Source organism: Parcubacteria group bacterium, from assembly GCA_041660065.1.
GTDB lineage: Bacteria > Patescibacteriota > Minisyncoccia > Moranbacterales.
This window is the reverse complement of record JBAZXC010000001.1, coordinates 83,505-101,947: the sequence shown is the minus strand read 5'-3', so window position 1 is coordinate 101,947 and position 18,443 is coordinate 83,505. Positions and strand designations below refer to the sequence as shown.

Here is an 18,443-nt window from a genome sequence, read left to right as displayed (position 1 = left end):
ATATCATCCATCATACCAGCTTTTACAAAAAAAAGAAAAGCAGGATCGTCGCAACGATCCTGTTTGGATTGATGATGCGCTGTGTTATACAAGCATCATATTTGATGTGCATCCTTTCTCGCGCAACTCTTTGGCGACATACGCCGGAAATGCGTGTACTACAGTGCCACTTTTATCATCAACAGCTTCAAATGGATGTGGTTTTTCACATCCCGATCGAATCGTACATTGACGATCGCCATTGTCGTCACAGGAAGCCACGATGACTTTTTTGCCGTGTAACATATTGATCTTCTCTGCCATGCTTTTTTCTCCTTTATTCTGATATTGATCGATCATGCAACTCATTCAAATAGATATTATATCTTTTTGAACAAAGGTGCAACCAGTGCAAAATACACCCACACAAAACCCAAAAACAATCCCGCATTAAAAAGATTTGGTACGATGATCGCCACAAGTCCGATCACGCTAAACACAGCCACGCTCCGCGTCACTTCATCATGCGCGCAATACATCACATGAAGCGCACGGACACCAATTGCACCAAAAAACAATACCAACACTCCCAGACCGATCACACCGATCGACAACGCCGTCTCCAAAAAGATATTACTCGCATTGAGTGGTGTGCCCTGTTCATCATTGCCAAGCAAATCACCGCTGCTCCCCCACCCATAACCGGTAAACGGACGCGCACGGACAAGCTGGATCACATGATCATAAGTCTTTGCACGCACAGCGACATTGGGATCATTGCGCAAAACCTTTACAACCGTATGCCCCGTCATTTTTTCCTTCTCAATTTCTTCGAGATCAATATGACGACAGCCATATGCAGAAAGTTCCGCAACATCATCAATTTCTTTTTGTGCACTGAGTTGTGCACCCGCACTCTCTTGTGTGCATGACACGGTAATTTCTTGCAATCCCGTAGTTGTGCTTTGGATACGATTGTCCAATTCAAAATTCGTCACAGGTGCATACAGCACGACCCCCATGCTGACAACCGCGACACTCCCAAGCCACAGAGCATGCCGTGCAAACATTTTATACTTCCGCGAGAGAAAAACAACGAGCAAATATACAGCACTCACAGACGCAACGCCCACCCATGCACTCCGCGCAACCGTCAGGATCATCGCAACCGCAACTGTAGTCGTTACGCTCCACAAAGACACATCGAAAAACCGCCACACATGTTTGTGATGCGCGTTGTAATAAAGGTATGCAATGCATGCCGCAAAGACAAAGACGAAATATACTCCCAGCCAATCCGGCTCCGCAAAAAACGCATTTGGACGTCCCGGCATAAATTCTTGATGATCGCCTCCTTGCAAAAAAAGAATATTTTGTACGATCGCATAGACACTCATTACACCTCCGCTTACAACAATGATCGGCAAGACCGCAATCACTCGATGCACATCCGTGACGAAAAATCGCGACACAAAATACAACACAACAAAAGACGCAAGAATGATCGTCTGTTGCAATGCCAGCGACGGATCGACAGCCCATCGCACAGTCATAAAACTCACTAAAAGAAAAATACCGACCAAAAAATCCATAATGGATGCTCGCACATCCGTAATAGTCACATCTCTGCGCACATAGATCCACAGGATCGCACAGCACAATGCCACACCCAATAGTTGATACGGACGGACAGACAATCCGACATTCTCGGGCAAGACGCTTATGATCTCAAAAGGCAATGCAGAAATAAACAACGCAAAGCCAAATGCCGGACGAAAAATAGCAATGCCGACTGCAACGCAAAAAACGCCACCCACAACAAAAAGTGGCATCGAGGCAAAAAAATCCGCACGACCAATCATGATCATACACACACCAAAAAGTGCAGTGACCACAGCAAGTATCTTCGTATTCTCCAAAAGACTTTTCATATCTACATTGTAACCGTTTCCCAAATCTTTTCAACAAAAGATTGCCAAGAAAATTTTTGTGCTTGTTCTTTTTCTTTTGCACTGATCATTTCTTGTAATGTGTGATCGAGGATCACCTCGCGCATTTTTTCACACAACGCTTCATCATCATGCTCGGCATACACAACCGCATCACCACCAACTTCCGACAAACTGGAATCCCTTGACGTGATCACCGGTGTGCCAATATTCATTGCCTCCAGTACCGGCATGCCAAAACCTTCGTACAATGACGGAAAGACAAAACAAACTGCGCCTTTATAAAGTGCCGGCAGATCTGCCTGCGGTACAAATCCGATGATGCGCACGTGATCCACAAGTCCCAGATCATAAACGATTTGTTCCACATCAACAATAAGCGGGGCAAGCTCCGGCATCAGTTTTCCTGAAATGACAAGGGTCGGCGCATCAGGTATCCGTTCACGCAACATCTTGTATGCACGCAATGTACGATCCGCACATTTGCGCAACTCCAAACCGCCACCTGTATATATGTACTTCTTACTTTCAAGTTTATATACATCCATCACACGATCCATCTCTTCTTGTGACACGATATTGCTAAAAATCGGATCCACAGCAATTGGCGCAACGGTAATCTTTTGTTCTTTGATATTGAGTCGCGTTGCAAGATCGATCTTTGTATACTCGGATACAGCGATGATCTTATGTGATCCATACATCCCTTTTTCAACATATTTCCAATAAATTTTCTTCCGCATATTGTCCAAATACTCTGCAAAAATATGCGGGATCACATCATGTACCACCATGATGTGACGCATGTCCGTGTACTTGATCACAGTCGCCGACTGATACAAACTGATGAGCACATCACATTTATCCCGATGCGCACAGCACGGTAAAGAAAATTTCTCCCACAACAGTCTGCGGAAAAGATCATCCCGTCGATAGTAATGTGGCAAGAAATGTCTGCACGTAAAATTCTTGGGGAAATCCATATCGATCAGCTCTTCACTATAGATGAAGAATTTATGATTTTTGAACGATCGATCAGTATGTGACCGTCGAATGAGCTCATGAAGAAAATGCGTCGTCACCTGTCCAATGCCCGTACCGGGCTTTCGCATGAACGATGCGTTGATACCAATATTCATATATAATGCCCCTTACCAAAAATATTTATATACTTTCCATTGATCAATGAATGTTTTTTTGTATGCAATCATTATACACCCGCACACACAGACATTCAACCGCGTATTCTTGCACACTTTTACAATTATGGCAAAAAGTCATAAAAAAACAGCCTCGAATGATCGAAGCTGCAAAAGAAGAAAAAGTGTGTGGCAACCATAAAAATACGGTCTTGTGCGCGAAGAGAAAGGAGGTGTATCGCGAGCGGGAAGCATTGACATGGAGGTGTTGCCGTAGGCGGTCACCACACACTTTTTCAATTAAGGAACTGGTTTAAATATTAAGGTGATTATAGGGGAAAAATGTTTTTTTGTCAAGAGGACGTCCTATAGTGTATAATATAGACAAATCTCACGGAAACATATATCATGTATTATCCTAAATACTAACGCTGATAAAACATTATGAAATTGATCATCAACATGCCGGCATACAACGAAGCAAAATCCATTGGCAAAACGATTCGCGCAATCCCCCGCTCTTTTGACGGCATTTCCGAGGTACTTATCCAAGTGGTCGATGACGGATCACGCGATGGCACGGCAGATGCCGCCAGAGAAGCCGGCGCAGATATTGTTGTCGTCCACAAGACCAACCGCCGTCTCGGCATTGCATTTAACTCCGCCGTACGCAGTGCACTGGAGAACGGCGCTGACATCATGGTCAACATTGACGCAGATGGTCAGTTCGATCCCCAACAGATCGGCGCCATGCTCAAACCAATTCTGGATGGAGATGCAGACATGACGATTGGCGATCGATTCAAAGCCGGTAAAGCAAACGGTATCCCTCTGATCAAAAAAGTTCTCAACAAATTCGCCGCAAAGCTTGTTGGCGCATTTCTCAATGTCGAGATCCACGATCTCACGTGTGGATTCCGCGCACATAATCGCGAAGCGCTCTTGCGACTCAATACTGTGATTGGCTTTACTTATACCCAAGAAACGATCATCGATGCCATCGGCAAAAATCTCAAACTCACATGGGTCCCCGTAACCGTCCAATATTTTGAAGGTCGCAAATCGCGCGTCGTTTTAGGTGTGTGGAATTTTGTCAACAACAGCGCAAAGATCATCATCAAAGCCATACGCGATGTGCGTCCGATGAAGTTTTTTGGCATCCCGGGACTTTTTGTCGTCCTTTTATCAGTGCTCGTGTTTATCTTATTCCTCGCGCTCTATCTCCCCGAACTCCAGATCACACCCTACCGCAACTATCTCCTCGTATCAATCGTACTGTTTTTTGTCGGAATGCAATTTCTCGTTTTTGCACTCATCGCCGATATGATCAAGACCAACCGCCAACTCACAGAGGAAACCATGTACCGTATGCGTAAACAAAAATATAACTTCAAAGTAATTTTATAAAACCATGTCTACATTATCCGATAAGGATTTGCGCATCTTATTCATCTCACGCGCGTATCCACCGGTATTTGGCGGGATCGAAAATCAAAACTACGGCATCGCGCACGCATTAAAGGATATCACGCCGACCACGATCCTCGCCAACACAAAAGGCAAGAAATTTTTGCCATTCTTTTTGCCGTATGCACTGTGCAAAATGCTTTTTCTCCTGCCACGACATGACGCGGTGCTTTTTGGCGATGGTGTATTATCCCCGCTCGGTCGCATCGCACACATATTTTATCCGCACAAAAAATTTATCTCCATCGTGCACGGACTTGATATCACCTATGCGCAAAAGAACTCTCTCCTCGGCAAAGTCTATCGCACCGTCAACATCCCCGCATTGCGCCACATGGACAAACTGATCGCCGTCGGCACGCACACGATCACGGAGGCTGTACGATTTGAGATCGACAGAGACAGATGCACATTCATCCCAAACGGCATTGACCCACAGGAGTATTTCTTCACCCATACGCGCGAAGAATTGGCACAATTATTACATACCGACCTCACAGACAAAAAAGTGATCTTGCGCATGGGTCGTTTTGTGCCACACAAAGGCGTTGCATGGTTTTTGGATCAGGTGATGCCATTTCTCCCGCGAGATATCATCTTTGTCGCAATGGGTGGCGCTGTATCAAACACAACCGCCGGCGATGACAATGTCCTCCCGCTTGCGCAAAAAATGGTAGAAAAGCACAACCTCCATGATCGCGTCTTTCTCCTCCCCAATCGTCCAGACGCGGAGAAGATCATCCTCTTCAACACCGTCGATCTCGTCATCTCTCCCAATATTGACATCCCGGGATCTATGGAAGGCTTTGGCATCAATGCCGTCGAAACCGCCACATGCGAACGTGTCGTCATCGCATCAAATTTTCAAGGACTCAAAGATGCCGTCCACGATGGCAAAAACGGCTTTCTCATCGAACACGAGAATGCGCAGATGTGGATTAAAAAGATCATCGAAGTTCTCTCAGATGATTTCGATCGAGAGTCTTTTGGCAAAAATGCACGTCTCTATACCATTGAACATTTTAGCTGGGAAAAGATCGCCCAAAAATATCTCGATGTTCTGAAAAATTTATAAACCTCATTACACCTTCTCCTCTTAAGAGAGAATTTTCAGACCTTGCAGGAGCAGGTTTACAACCTGCTTCTTTCGTTTTTCTACACATAACAAAAACATAAAGCACGGTATAGCTGTGATCCTGCAATAGATTCCCGTTCACACTACGATCGCTATCATTCGTTTACATAAACGAATGATAGCTATTTTTTTATCAACCTCATATCAGCTTTAAGATAGATCAGTCTTAACCCTATACACATGTTCAGCATCATCAAGGATAGCAGTGTCCACTTCTTGAACGAACATCTGTTCTCGATTGTGGTCAAACTTCTTTAAAACTCCTTTGAATGGTACTGTTATCTGAGAATGTCCTATCAATAGATCTTGTTTTTTATTTGTATCTATTTTTCCAACAGCGCCACAATACACAAAAATAATTTCATTTTCAAATGCCCTACCAATACAAAGCGAATCAATTAGTGTAGCCTCAGAATTTTTGTTATACTTCAAGCCTTTCCCAGCATCTCCATAACTCCAATAACTCGGACAAATAACGGTCGAAACCCCCATTTTTAACATTTTCCTGAACATTTCAGGAAAAAATAGATCCCAACAAATGATAAGCCCGACTTTTCCGTACCTTGTATCAAAAACAAAAACTTTTTTTCCCGAACGAAAGACCGGTTTTTCGGGATGCCAAAGGTGGATCTTTCGATATCGTGATCGTATCTTTCCCTCTGCGTCAATGTAATAGGCAGTATTATAAAGATTGGACATGCTTTTTTCGGCAAGTGAACCCGGAACGATATCAATTGCATATTTTTTGGCAAGACGTTGAAAATACGTGCAATATTCACGTGAATCGGAGAAATATTTGAATTGTTCTTCCATTGATCCAGCGATGAAATTCTCAGGAAAGACGATAATATTTGCATGTGACGATGCTGCTTTTTTTATAAATTGCTCCGCTTTTTGCAAATTTTCTTTTGGAGATTTTCGTATGGTTTCAAATTGTACAACAGCAATGTTAAACTTCATAGAGCTATTATCTCCTGATATAAAAATATATTGTCAGTATAGCTTTTTCTTAGACAATGAACAACGGGTGAATTTAAATAAGTAGTCCTCTTGCAGGAGCAGGTTTACAACCTGCTTCTTTCATTTTTTACACATAAAGCACCACTTAACTGTGATCCTGCAACAGTTGCCACTGATACACATACAAATCGCAAGCGATGATTTTTTCTTCATCAAAACGCATCTGTTTTATAATACACTATTATGTTATGCTAATGGGAGAAGAATTAATTGACCTCTTATGTCCATAGATGATTTTTTCGTACAGCAGATCCTGTTTATCAGCGTAACACTTGGATTACTGATCGTGCCGGGATGGCTTTTTCTTCGTGCATTCTTTGCACGCAACCAATTCGCATTGTTGGAAAAATTCGTGCTCAGCGTGCCGATCGGTTTTGCGCTCATCACATTGTCCGTGATCGGCATCGATCATTTCAACATATCCCTCACGCCCGCACATCTCTTGACACTCTTTGCGAGCATCATTGTCCCGCTTCTCATTGCATCATTATTTTTACACAGAAAAACGACACAGACACACACCGACATCTTCACATTTTCTCACACACAAACCTTTGTGATCGCGTTTCTCATTTTTTTCATGATCTGCATAAAATCGATCTTTCTCATCAATGCGATCTTCCCCACAGCGACCGACCTCGGTCATCATCTCTATTGGGTAGAAAAAATTGCCGTTGACAAATCATTGCCTGATTATCAAAAGATCGAGATTGACACGAGTTCCGATCCAGCCCAACTTACAGCACCACATAAAATTGCAGACTTTATCGTCGGCGAGCATATCTTTCTCGGCGTGATCGCAATTCTCACCCATCTATCCGTCATCAGCACATTCCCATCACTGTTTCTCCTCGTGATCAATATTTTCACAGCACTTATGATGTTTGTCCTCGTACGCAGAGTATGTAAAAAACATCCCCGTGGCGCATTGATCGCCATCGTCACCCTCCTCGTGATCGGACCGCTCTGGGCGATCAGCGGAGCGCAGGCAAAATTTGTCAGTGGCGGTGTGATCGGCAATCTCCTCGGCAATCTCCTCATTCCTGCGATCATCTATTTCTTTTATCGTGCTTTCACCGAAAAGAGAGCCCTTCTTCTTGTGCCCGCTGTGATCCTCACCACCGCACTTGCGTATACACATCACTTGAGCACACTCATTTTTGGTTATGTATTTATCTTTAGTTTGCTCACTTTTATCATTTTGCAAAGAAATCGCTGGTCGGATTATACAAAGATCTTTGGACTTCTCAAAAACTATTACATCATTCCCCTCATCATCATTGCCGCAACGATGCTCTTTGTGATCGCACCACCCGCATATCTCGACAGCTCCGTCATTGCTGATTCTGTCGGTGCACCGAGCAAGTCATCACGCACCGGCACACCATTCGCAGACTTACTTGCCATGACCGGCGAAGCACGCTTCGTCTTTGGCGTGATCGGATTATTTCTCCTCACAGCGATTGCTGGCAGGAAATATCTCTTTAGCGCAAAAGTGCGACATGATGCTGTGCGTATCAATATTTTTGGTTGTGCTTTTTTTATCGGATGGGGAGCATCCATACTTCTCATGAGTCTCGCACCGCAGACGCTTTACATCAATATCATCTCCAGCCGTATCGCCACGTACAATATTTTTCCTCTCGCAATTCTCACTGCTTTTGCCGTTACATGGCTTTTTGACAGACTGATCAACAAAGACTCTCTCGCTGTACCCCAGTGGATGCTCTCAGCCACATGCCTGCTCATCCTCACATTCATCTGCACCACAGGACTGCGCGACAACGCGACATCGATGAACAACGCGCCGCAGACCAACGATGCACTCCAAACCTTTCACGCCGGTGAATACGCCAGCACCGTTTTCAAGAGCAAACTTGTCCAAAACGATTTTTGGATGATCAAAGATCACAACTACATCACCGCAGACACGTGGCTCAAGATCTTTTTCGCCTATGATTACTCGTATCCTCTCTCCCGCGCACTCCTTGCACGCTATGAAACCAATCCGGATCGCGAGACATGCACACTGGATATGATCACCGCACCGGACTCCTCCACGGCAGTGCAATGCTATGACAACCTCCACATTGGCGCAGTACTGGTCTCCACAGAACAAGATGCCGGACAGTTCCTCCACAACGATCAATTCTCCCGCATCTACCAAAATGACAAACTCAGCCTATTCATCAGAAAACAATAACCTTAAAAACTTTCAACTTTATCCCGCCCGAGGCGGGTCAGCCTTTGGCTGAGACTTTATAACTTTATAAACTCTCTATTATGAAAAATCAGATCATGATCATCGCAACCATCCTCATCTGCCTCAGCGCAAGCATACTGTTCTTGGCATACACCGAAAAAACCCAACGTGAACACGATGAGAATTTCTGGAGCATTTACTTTGTCGATCCGTTTGCTCAGGACAATCACTCATTCGCGATCGACAATCACTCCGCCGACGCAACATTTCACTATACTGCAATCGCTGGTGAAATCACACTTGTTTCTGAAGATGTTTTCATCACAAAAGATAATCACCAGATCATCACCGTGGAAAAAACAACAAATCCCATCACGATCACTGTCACAAAAGATGGCAAAGAAAAAATGATCGAGAAAAAATAAAAACGAATTCGCAGGAGCACAGTTGTACTGCGCTCCTCCTATTTGTTTTGCATAAACAAAAGGAACAGGTTGTAAAACCTGCTCCTGCAACGACTCGAGAAAAAATAAAAACGACCTCATATATGAATATAAGGTCGTTCTTGAAGAAAGTCTAATTAGAAGCTTTCTTCATTCTTTAAATTTCCACTTCTTATGGCAGGTTTCACGGAGCGGCTCATGAGAACACAATCCACCGCCATTATCAAACAGAGTGCAATAGAAGTGACATAAGAACTGAGATATTCGTACGGAAGTTCTCTATAACCGAATACAACGACAACGAAGTTTAAGAGAATAATAATACAATTTCCAGTGACCGTAAAAACAATGAACATTATCAGATTTAATATAGCATAAGGTATAAACATAATCCCTCCCTTGCACACTCTATGTGCTATAATGGATTCAATTGATCTTTTCAAATATATTAACGAACAACTGTTTATTATAGCATAAATTTAATCACATGTCAATGACCCAAAACCCTAGAAAAATCCTCTATGTTTCCCGCCCGATCACGCCCCCGTGGGATGAGGCGAGCAAGAATTTTGCCTATGCTTTGTCCAGAGAGATCGGCACTGTTTCACCCGCCACAGAAATCCATCTCATAACAGCAAAACAACTGCCGGAACTACCCGCCACTGTCATCCAAGAGAGGATCTACAAATACTCACAAAAAGACTTTAAACTTTCCGACAAGATACGCTCGTTGTTTTTTCAATTTTTCCACAAAAATACCTTTGACATCACACACTATTTCTTTACCCCCACAAAGAGCAATTCATGGGTCATCAAAAATTTGTTGAAAGGCCGATCCAAAACCATCCAAACCGTCGCCACGCTCCGCGAAGACTTGTTTAGCGATATGGAAATGAAAGAAATGATGTTTGGCGATATCATCACCACATATTCGGACTATGCGAAAAATAAACTAAAAGCGCTGGGACTGGTCAATGTCCACAAAATCTACCCGGGCATAGATCTCACCGACTATCAACCGCGAGAAAAAGATCACACTTTGCTGGAAAGTTCCGGTTTTACGAAAGATGATTTCATCATCAATTTTACCGGAGAATACATCCGCCTCGGCGCGATGGACACGGTGATCACGAGCTTTATCAGCGTAGCGCAAAAGATCCCCTCCGCCCGCCTCTCCCTCGCTGTCCGCGTAAAGAACGAAAGAGATGCCCAAAAGAAAAAAAGGGTGATCGCAAAACTCAAAGAAAACAACCTCCTCCACAAGGTGTCATTTCATGACAGTGGCATATATAAGATGAGTGACATCTATAACTTGTCGGACATAAGCGTATTCCCGGTCTCAGACATGCGCGGTAAATTCGATATCCCTCTGGCAGTGATCGAGGCAATGGCCTGTGGCAAGCCGGTCATTATTTCCGATCTGCCGATCCTACAAGAGTTTTCCAATGATAAAAATTCTGTCATGATCCCAAAAAACTCTCCAAAAGCATTGACTACTGCCATCATTGACCTGTACGAGAACAAAGAAAAAAGAGAAACGCTCGGCAAAAACGCTTCCGCATACGCACACCAAAACTTCAACATCCAAAAATCCGCCCAAGAATACATCACACTCTATAATACACTGTAAATAGAATGGTTTTGGATTCCCGTTTTCACGGGAATGACAAGAATTTTTCAGTCTATCGAACAACTTCACCACGCGTAAAGCAAGACCTATTTACCTATTGCGAAAAAACTTTATAACTTTACGGACTTTATGGACTTTCTACTTTACAAACTTTTACCTTTACGGACTTTTGACTTTATGGACTTTCTACTTTATGGACTTCACAGACTTTCAACTTTATAAACTAAAAGAGGATGTTTCCGATACTGCCGGAAAACATCCTCTTGTTCATACATCACACTTCTTCCCCATTCACGAGAACGATCACCCCTTTTTGGACATAGAAGATCGTGAGCTTGACGCCCGACTTCCAGATATATCGTTCCTCTCTCGCAAAATCAAATGTGACAGGTTCAGAAAAAACAACTGCCTCCCCATCGATTTTTTGCAGATCGACACGGCAGACACGGCCTTCCATTTTTTTGAAATGAACGCGCCACGTTTCATCATTGATCTGAAACGCCCCCGTTTTACCGAGAGGGATCTCTTCTGCCGTGACCACGCACACCTGAGAGAATAAGAGGTTGAGAAGGAAAAAAAGAACAAAAAATGATTTTTTCATAAATTTCTCCTATAAAATTTTGTGAAAAATGATCATCTGTCATTGGTTTTTCGCTATGATTGTGATACCATAAATCTCATAAAGAAGCCAATGAATATTTTTATCATAAAATTAAAATCATGTCAACACATTGCACTAAAAAATCCGAACATTTACACGAATTCAAGACAGAAAAAATGTCCGTTCCGGCGCAATTTTTCATGAGCGAAGATATTTTGCCGGAAGAACAAACATTTATTCAAGTCGAAAACATCGCATCAAATAAAGACATATTCTTCCGTTACACAGTCGCACTGCCTGATGTGTGCTCCAAGCCCGGGCGCAAGAACGCTTCCGGCACAACGATCGTATCGGATAAATATATCCTCCCACAAGTCAATGACTCCGACCCAAACTGTGGCATGCGCCTGCTCAAGACATCTCTTACCGAAGACAATATATCACCGGAAGAGATACGGATGCTATTTGAACAGCTCGTTGAGACAGTCCCTACCAAAAAACTCGTTGGCACATATGCGCCATTTGATACGATCGTGGACATCTGCCGCAAGGGCACATCGGTTGCGATCGATCACTTTGGCATCACCACACGAAATGAATTGTCCAATACACAAAGTGGCGGGAATTTCTTTGATAGAGAAATGACGGCACAAGATATTTTTGACGCGATTCCCCGCCTCTATTTACATTTTGCGCAATATCGCCTCGGTATTCTCGGCGCCGCCGGCAATCATTTCCTCGATCTCATGAAAGTGACCGACATCATCGACCCAACAATCGCAGAAAAATTCGGCATCGCCAAAGGACAATATCTTTTTATGATCCATACGGGTTCCGGCATCTTGGGTCAATACACCATGTACACCCACACCGCAAAAAAACGCGAACATCTCTCACAAGCGATCATGGTCGCACTCGGTCGCATGACATTCAACTCGACCAAAAAAGAGATCTACCGAAAGATGCAAAAGAAAGTCGCACGACACATGTCCGGCGACCAATCATTGCTCACCTATGATGCATGTGGACCTGACGGCGAGCTTTATATGAATGCACGCGCCGCCGCATCAAACTTTGGCACGGCAAACCGTGCCGTGATTGCGCACAATATTTCCCAAACGATCAAAAAAACGCTCAACCGTGATCCACAGATGGATCTCATCTATGATCTCCCTCACATTTCGATCACGCGTGAAAACCACTTTGACAAAGACGTATGGGTACACCGCAACAATACATCCCGCGCCTATGGTCCGAGCAAAATGCAACACCATCCCGTCTACCGTGACACAGGCGAGCCGGTATTTATCCCTTCGTCCATGAGCACTGATGCGTACATATGCGTCGGCACAGACCGTAATGCAGAAAGTTTTTATTCCGCACCGCACGGAACCGGCAAAGGCAAAAATATCAATGAAAAATCCATCACCAACAAAGAAGAGCTCTTTGCCAAAATGGAAGAAAAAGGCGTACGCCTCTATAACGCCAAATCATCCATCGTCGTCAACCAGGACTCCGCACGGTACAAAAACATCAATCGCGTCATCGAAGGCGTCGAAGCAAACGGCATCGCACACGTCGTCGCCAAGATGCAACCGGTGAGCGTGATCGTGTATTAGACGGCTAGAGAATTTTGCAGGAGCAGATTTATAATCTGCTCCTTTTATTTTATATATAAAAAAACCTTGACCAAATCCATAGTTTTGTAGTACAGTACAGTGATTCTTTAACAACGTTATATCTCATCCATTCACTCAATAATAAGGAGGTCTCTATGCCTAATGATCTTTTTAATAAAGTATACCCTCTCACACAGAGCGAGCACGGGGTCTACGTGTTGCAAAAAGAATTGGATCCGGAACTAATCTGTGCATTCTTGGCGAAACATCCCAAGACGGATGATTTGTTCATGATGCTCACGGATTATAATGAATCACTCATCGTATGCAGCGGTACATTGGAAAAAGGATTGCGTATATGCAGACCAATTAGGATCGAGGATACTACAGATCGCCTCGCAGTATATTTTGAACACGAAGACGGCGCAAAATGCATTACGACCATTTCTCAATCCGGCTGTTTTGGTCCCATGCTCTATCCCCTTACGGATGAAAAACCCGTTACATTGGAATTGGTACCTCTGCACATCCTCGAACCATTCTGCGGAGATTGTATGTAAATACTCTTCCAACACTAAAAAGGAGTTCTTTCATGGAACAAATGATGATTTTTGAAAATGGTAGTTTGCTTAATCTTATGTCAGATATCAACATTTGGCTCAAAAAAATGGGCAACAAAATCTATGTCACACAGAGACTCATGACAAGAAGGAGCGCCGATGGAGATATCGTCATTGCAATCTTTTACAAAAAGCATGATCCGAACGGCTCCCCGGAATGATCAGATCATTCATCACATTCTCCCACAAAAAGCATTTTGTGGGAGAATTTTTTTGTAATTATTCACTTTTTTCCAAAAGCCAATCAGCTATCTCACAAAATACACGTCTTTGCGAGGAAAAACGACGAAATCTTAAAGGTGTTTTTTAGAGAAAGATGATTATTTACATTTTTTTCTTTTGACCCGCACAACAAATTATGGCATCATGAAGAGAGCTTATAAATCATTACGATCATGCTTAACAAGCGACAAATCATCATTAATGGTATGTGTGCAACCTACTATCACACAGAAAACTTTGATCCGCAAGATACATTGCTCTTTCTCCATGGGTGGCAATCACAAGCATCACACTTCGCCAAGACGCTCCAAAAATGTCCCAATGCGATCGCAGTCGATCTGCCGGGATTTGGCGAGAGTGACACGCCATCCACAGCATGGTCGCTGGATGACTATGTCGATTTTGTTGCACATTTCATAGAGAAATTGCAGATCACAAATCCCATCATCGCCGGACATTCTTTTGGCGGCAGTATCGGCATCGTCTACTGCGCGCGCGGCAATCTCGTCAAGAAGCTGATCTTGATCGGCAGTGCCGGCATCCGCAAAAAAAATATAAAAAAATACGGATTCTATATCATCGCAAAAATTTTCAAGATCCCATTTGCATTGCCGGGTATGCGCACACTAAGAAACTCCGTGAGAAAATGGTTTTACAAAAAAATTGACTCCGAGGATTATCTGCACGCAGGCGTACTGACCGAAACATATCAAAAAATTATTACTGACGACCTGACACAACGCCTGCAAAAGATCACTGTACCCACAGTGCTGATCTGGGGAGAAAATGACACGGAAACACCGCTCGAAAACGGCAAATTGATGGAGCGACTGATCAAAAATTCTCAATTGCACGTCATTCCTCATGCAGGGCATTATGTGTTTATCGACAATTCTGACGCTTTTGACGATCTATTTTTAACTGCAATTGTATGATCCTCAAAAACCTCATTTACATCCTCCAAAGCGAAAACTACGACTGTAAGCGGTTTTTGAATTTTGCATACACACATCCATTGTGGTGGCAGTTGGAAAAAAGACAAAAAATCGTTTGGACGACAAAAGCCTCTGTTTTGTGGATCATAACAGTCATGCTCTTTTGGGGTGTATTCATCATGCCACTATACATTTACGCACTGCAATGGCTTTTTATCCTCCCCATTCTCATCATCATACTGCCGATCATTCTTTGCATGGCACTTTTTGTCATGAAGCCATGTGACACACTAGTGAAATATGCAAGAAAAAACAAGGCAAAGCGCATCATTGCACGAAGCAATCTCATCACGATCGGCATCACAGGAAGCTATGGCAAAACCAGCACAAAAGAAATTCTATCAACGATCCTTGCAGAAAAATACACCGTATTGAAAACACCGGAAAATATCAATACCGACATCGGGATTGCCGACTTTATCATAAAAAACAAAGACGCTCTCGCAAAATACGATGTGTTTGTCATCGAGATGGGAGCGCATCACACTGGAGAAATTGCGACGATCTGCCACATAGTCCAACCGCAATATTCTATTCTCACCGGCATCAATCAATCCCACATCGAACGATTTGGCAGTATCGAAAAGATCACTCAAACGAAATTCGAGTTACCACAAAACACGAGCGGTCTCTCCGTGCTAAACATTGATGATGCGATCATAAAACAAAACGTTCAACGCTTTTCTCTCAAAAATACTCTCACCGTTTCCCTTACAGAAGCACAAAACATTTGCGCAAAAGAAAACTTTGGCGGTTGGAATTTCTCGTGGCATGGTACGCCATTTCACACAATCCTCCTCGCAGAACACAACGTCACGTTGATCCTTTTATGCCTCCATCTCGCGCAAGAACTCTCACTATCACTCGAAGATATGCAACGCGGTGTATCCAAGATCGAACACATTCCTCACAGATTGCAACCGATCCACAACACCACAACCGATATCATGGTTATCGATGACAGTTACAATGGAAATATCAATGGCATCCAGAGCGGAATTGCTGTTTTGGGCAGAGCAACTGGGAGAAAAGTGGTGTTGACGCCGGGACTTGTCGAGCTTGGCTCGTATGCCAAAACAGTGCATAATACTATTGGAGAGCTTTATGCAAAAAATGTCGACCTCGTACTGCTGATCGAAAACACAGCAACACAATACATCATCGACAGTTTGAAAAAAAACGGATTTACAAATTACAAAATATATCCCACAACACAGGCCGCCCACGATGACCTGCAAAATGTGCTCCGTCGTGGCGACACGATCATTTTTCAAAATGACCTCACTGATAATTATTTTTAATCATACACACTATGTCTCAAAATTTAACAATTGGCGTATTTTTTGGCAGTAGAAACCCCGAGCATGATGTATCCATCATCACCGGGCAAATGATCATTGCCGAACTCAAAAAACTCAACTATACTGTCGTGCCTGTCTATATAGACAAGGACGGCACATGGTTTTCTCATGACGATATCGGTTCGCTCAAATTTTTTACGCAGAAAGATTTTACCGATACGCTGAAAAACATGCCTCCATGCGAGATTCTCTGCAATGCAAAGAACAATACCCTAATCATCAAAACCAAAAGTCTTTTCTCCAAAGAAACAGTCATTGATCTGGCCTTTCCGGCTTTTCACGGCATGAATGGCGAGGACGGCACGATCCAAGGCCTCTTTGAATTGAGCAATGTCCCCTACGTCGGCTGCGATGTCGCAAGTTCCGCGATGACCATGGACAAGATCATCACCAAGCAACTCTACAAAAGCGCACAGATCCCCACAACAGCATTTACATATTTTACACAGGATGATTGGGACGCCGACAGAGATCACGTGCTTGCACAGATCAAAAATTTACACTGGCCGGTATTTATCAAGCCCGCACGACTTGGCTCGTCCATCGGTATTGCAAAAGCACATGATGATGCAGAATTGCTCAATGCATGCGAAGTCGCACTACATTATGACACACGCATCATTGTGGAGGAAAGCGTGGAAAATCTCATGGATATCACCTGTGCGGTTCTCGGAAATGCACAACCAGTTCCCTCTCTCGTACAAGAATCCACATTTGCCGGAGAACACTTCAGTTATGAAGCAAAATATCTCGAAAACGGTGGCGCACAGCTCGGCAACGATCAAAGCAGTATCGTGATCCCTGCGCGCATCGACAAGCAAACGACCAAAACCGTACAAGATATGGCTGTAGAAATTTACAAACTATTCGGATGTAGTGGCATCGCACGCGTTGATTTTCTCTACGACAAAAAAAATGCGACATTGTATGCAAATGAGATCAACACGATGCCCGGCACATTGTATCATCATTTATGGAAAGCAAGCGGTACAGATATTCACACGCTATTGCAAAAACTCATCAACCTCGCTCTGGACAAACACAAAAAAAAGAATGCCACGACAGCAACATTCTCTTCACACCTTCTCGACTACGCAAAATCGATCAAACTGCAGATCAATCAATAATATTCACACCTCTCTCCCTAAAAAAGCTAACCCCTTTGTCTGCCAAGATAAATATTTTTTGCATTTCTGCCAAAATTGTCTTTGAGAATTTCGGGATAAACAATGACGTTTTGCAAATCTGCGATCGTGCACCATTTTACATCCTTGATAAAGTCTTCATCAACGCCATTTCCTGCGATATGTTCCATCGATAAATTGCCACCGACGACGCGTGCGTCAAAAAAGATTTCTATATTGAGCGTATCATACGTCTTATCAAAAAATTCTCGTATAAATCTGAGATCTGATTCTACATCCACTTGCAATCCTGTTTCTTCAAATACTTCACGTTTCACACAATCAATAATTGATGCGTCTTCCAATTCAACACCGCCACCTGGCGGGACCCACCAGGTAAATTGAGTCACGGGATGTACATGTTTTATGAGTAAGATCTTTTCTTCATCTATAATGATCGCTGCAGCACGAATACGATGTTTCATAGTAACCACTTAATAGTTAGGTAATATAAATGTCATTTTTTCTTTTTACTCAAGAAATAGTTGAAACAGGATTTTGTCATGCTGAACTTGTTTCAGCATCTATACAAGATATAATTGCGAGATCCTGAAACAAGTTCAGGATGACATAGAAATTAAATGGTCTATTATAATTTAGGAAATTTCTTCTGACAATCGATTGCGATCTGCACACATTCTTCCGGATCGTATCCCAGATCGTCACACCAGCGAATAGTTGAAAAGATGATATTGCCAAGTTCTTTTTTGATTTCTTCATCCGTATGCATTTGCCGATCTTTACTAGCATTACGCTCCCATCGACACAGATCACCAAAAACTTTGCCCATACGCACAATGACCTGCGAAAGTGTTAATTTTTGATCACCCCATATATCACGCCCTTGATTCAATAATTCTTTGATCTGCATAGATG

The 18,443-nt window shown here is 43.2% G+C and carries 18 protein-coding genes; 11 read left to right on the top strand and 7 right to left on the bottom strand.

Going from position 1 to position 18,443, the window contains the following annotated elements; all coding sequences use genetic code 11:
• Window positions 1–84: 84 nt before the first annotated feature.
• From WC819_00490 to WC819_00480, 3 genes are read right to left on the bottom strand one after another with little or no spacing between them, the layout of a single operon-like run.
• Window positions 85–303, bottom strand: coding sequence for a hypothetical protein (locus WC819_00490; protein MFA5985809.1), 219 nt, complete (start codon window positions 301–303; stop codon window positions 85–87).
• 56 nt (window positions 304–359) lie between these two features.
• Window positions 360–1,910, bottom strand: a complete 1,551-nt coding sequence (locus WC819_00485) for an O-antigen ligase family protein (protein MFA5985808.1) — start codon at window positions 1,908–1,910, stop codon at window positions 360–362.
• A 2-nt stretch (window positions 1,911–1,912) separates the two neighbouring features.
• A complete protein-coding gene (locus tag WC819_00480) occupies window positions 1,913–3,067 on the bottom strand; it encodes a glycosyltransferase family 1 protein (protein ID MFA5985807.1) in 1,155 nt (384 codons plus the stop codon).
• Between the two features lie 444 nt (window positions 3,068–3,511).
• Here WC819_00480 and WC819_00475 point away from each other — a divergent pair, with 444 nt between their 5' ends.
• Window positions 3,512–4,474 (top strand): glycosyltransferase family 2 protein, encoded by a 963-nt coding sequence (locus WC819_00475; GenBank protein MFA5985806.1) that lies wholly within the window; start codon window positions 3,512–3,514, stop codon window positions 4,472–4,474.
• Between the two features lie 4 nt (window positions 4,475–4,478).
• Window positions 4,479–5,609, top strand: coding sequence for a glycosyltransferase family 4 protein (locus tag WC819_00470; GenBank protein MFA5985805.1), 1,131 nt, complete (start codon window positions 4,479–4,481; stop codon window positions 5,607–5,609).
• 210 nt (window positions 5,610–5,819) lie between these two features.
• Here the strand turns inward: WC819_00470 and WC819_00465 are convergent, their stop codons facing one another.
• Window positions 5,820–6,629: a carbon-nitrogen hydrolase family protein gene (locus tag WC819_00465; protein ID MFA5985804.1), complete on the bottom strand. Its 810-nt coding sequence runs from the start codon at window positions 6,627–6,629 to the stop codon at window positions 5,820–5,822.
• 280 nt (window positions 6,630–6,909) lie between these two features.
• On the opposite strand from WC819_00465, the gene WC819_00460 reads away from it, so the two are divergent.
• The 3 genes from WC819_00460 (at window position 6,910) to WC819_00450 (ending at window position 10,965) form a co-directional block, all read left to right on the top strand.
• Window positions 6,910–8,892: a hypothetical protein gene (locus tag WC819_00460; protein ID MFA5985803.1), complete on the top strand. Its 1,983-nt coding sequence runs from the start codon at window positions 6,910–6,912 to the stop codon at window positions 8,890–8,892.
• A gap of 80 nt (window positions 8,893–8,972) precedes the next feature.
• Window positions 8,973–9,317 (top strand): hypothetical protein, encoded by a 345-nt coding sequence (locus WC819_00455; protein MFA5985802.1) that lies wholly within the window; start codon window positions 8,973–8,975, stop codon window positions 9,315–9,317.
• A gap of 511 nt (window positions 9,318–9,828) precedes the next feature.
• The gene (locus WC819_00450) at window positions 9,829–10,965 is read left to right on the top strand and encodes a glycosyltransferase family 4 protein (protein MFA5985801.1); all 1,137 of its coding nucleotides are present in this window, start codon (window positions 9,829–9,831) and stop codon (window positions 10,963–10,965) included.
• Window positions 10,966–11,239: 274 nt separating this feature from the next.
• On the opposite strand, the gene WC819_00445 is transcribed toward WC819_00450, so the two are convergent.
• Window positions 11,240–11,566: a hypothetical protein gene (locus tag WC819_00445; GenBank protein MFA5985800.1), complete on the bottom strand. Its 327-nt coding sequence runs from the start codon at window positions 11,564–11,566 to the stop codon at window positions 11,240–11,242.
• 200 nt (window positions 11,567–11,766) lie between these two features.
• Here WC819_00445 and WC819_00440 point away from each other — a divergent pair, with 200 nt between their 5' ends.
• The 6 genes from WC819_00440 to WC819_00415 all read left to right on the top strand — a co-directional run bounded on the left by WC819_00440 (window position 11,767) and on the right by WC819_00415 (window position 17,510).
• Window positions 11,767–13,185, top strand: coding sequence for an RtcB family protein (locus WC819_00440; GenBank protein MFA5985799.1), 1,419 nt, complete (start codon window positions 11,767–11,769; stop codon window positions 13,183–13,185).
• A gap of 155 nt (window positions 13,186–13,340) precedes the next feature.
• Window positions 13,341–13,745 (top strand): hypothetical protein, encoded by a 405-nt coding sequence (locus tag WC819_00435; protein MFA5985798.1) that lies wholly within the window; start codon window positions 13,341–13,343, stop codon window positions 13,743–13,745.
• A gap of 32 nt (window positions 13,746–13,777) precedes the next feature.
• On the top strand, window positions 13,778–13,966 hold the full coding sequence (locus WC819_00430) for a hypothetical protein (protein MFA5985797.1): 189 nt from the start codon (window positions 13,778–13,780) through the stop codon (window positions 13,964–13,966).
• Window positions 13,967–14,200: 234 nt separating this feature from the next.
• Window positions 14,201–14,962 carry an alpha/beta hydrolase gene (locus WC819_00425; protein MFA5985796.1) on the top strand — a complete coding sequence of 254 codons (762 nt, stop codon included), beginning with the start codon at window positions 14,201–14,203 and terminating at the stop codon, window positions 14,960–14,962.
• The gene (gene murF, locus WC819_00420) at window positions 14,959–16,323 is read left to right on the top strand and encodes a UDP-N-acetylmuramoyl-tripeptide--D-alanyl-D-alanine ligase (GenBank protein ID MFA5985795.1); all 1,365 of its coding nucleotides are present in this window, start codon (window positions 14,959–14,961) and stop codon (window positions 16,321–16,323) included. The genes WC819_00425 and murF overlap by 4 nt, the downstream gene beginning before the upstream one ends.
• A gap of 11 nt (window positions 16,324–16,334) precedes the next feature.
• Window positions 16,335–17,510 (top strand): D-alanine--D-alanine ligase family protein, encoded by a 1,176-nt coding sequence (locus tag WC819_00415; GenBank protein MFA5985794.1) that lies wholly within the window; start codon window positions 16,335–16,337, stop codon window positions 17,508–17,510.
• A 26-nt stretch (window positions 17,511–17,536) separates the two neighbouring features.
• On the opposite strand, the gene WC819_00410 is transcribed toward WC819_00415, so the two are convergent.
• Window positions 17,537–17,992 (bottom strand): NUDIX hydrolase, encoded by a 456-nt coding sequence (locus WC819_00410; protein ID MFA5985793.1) that lies wholly within the window; start codon window positions 17,990–17,992, stop codon window positions 17,537–17,539.
• A 164-nt stretch (window positions 17,993–18,156) separates the two neighbouring features.
• Window positions 18,157–18,438, bottom strand: a complete 282-nt coding sequence (locus tag WC819_00405; GenBank protein MFA5985792.1) for a hypothetical protein — start codon at window positions 18,436–18,438, stop codon at window positions 18,157–18,159.
• Window positions 18,439–18,443 lie beyond the last annotated feature (5 nt).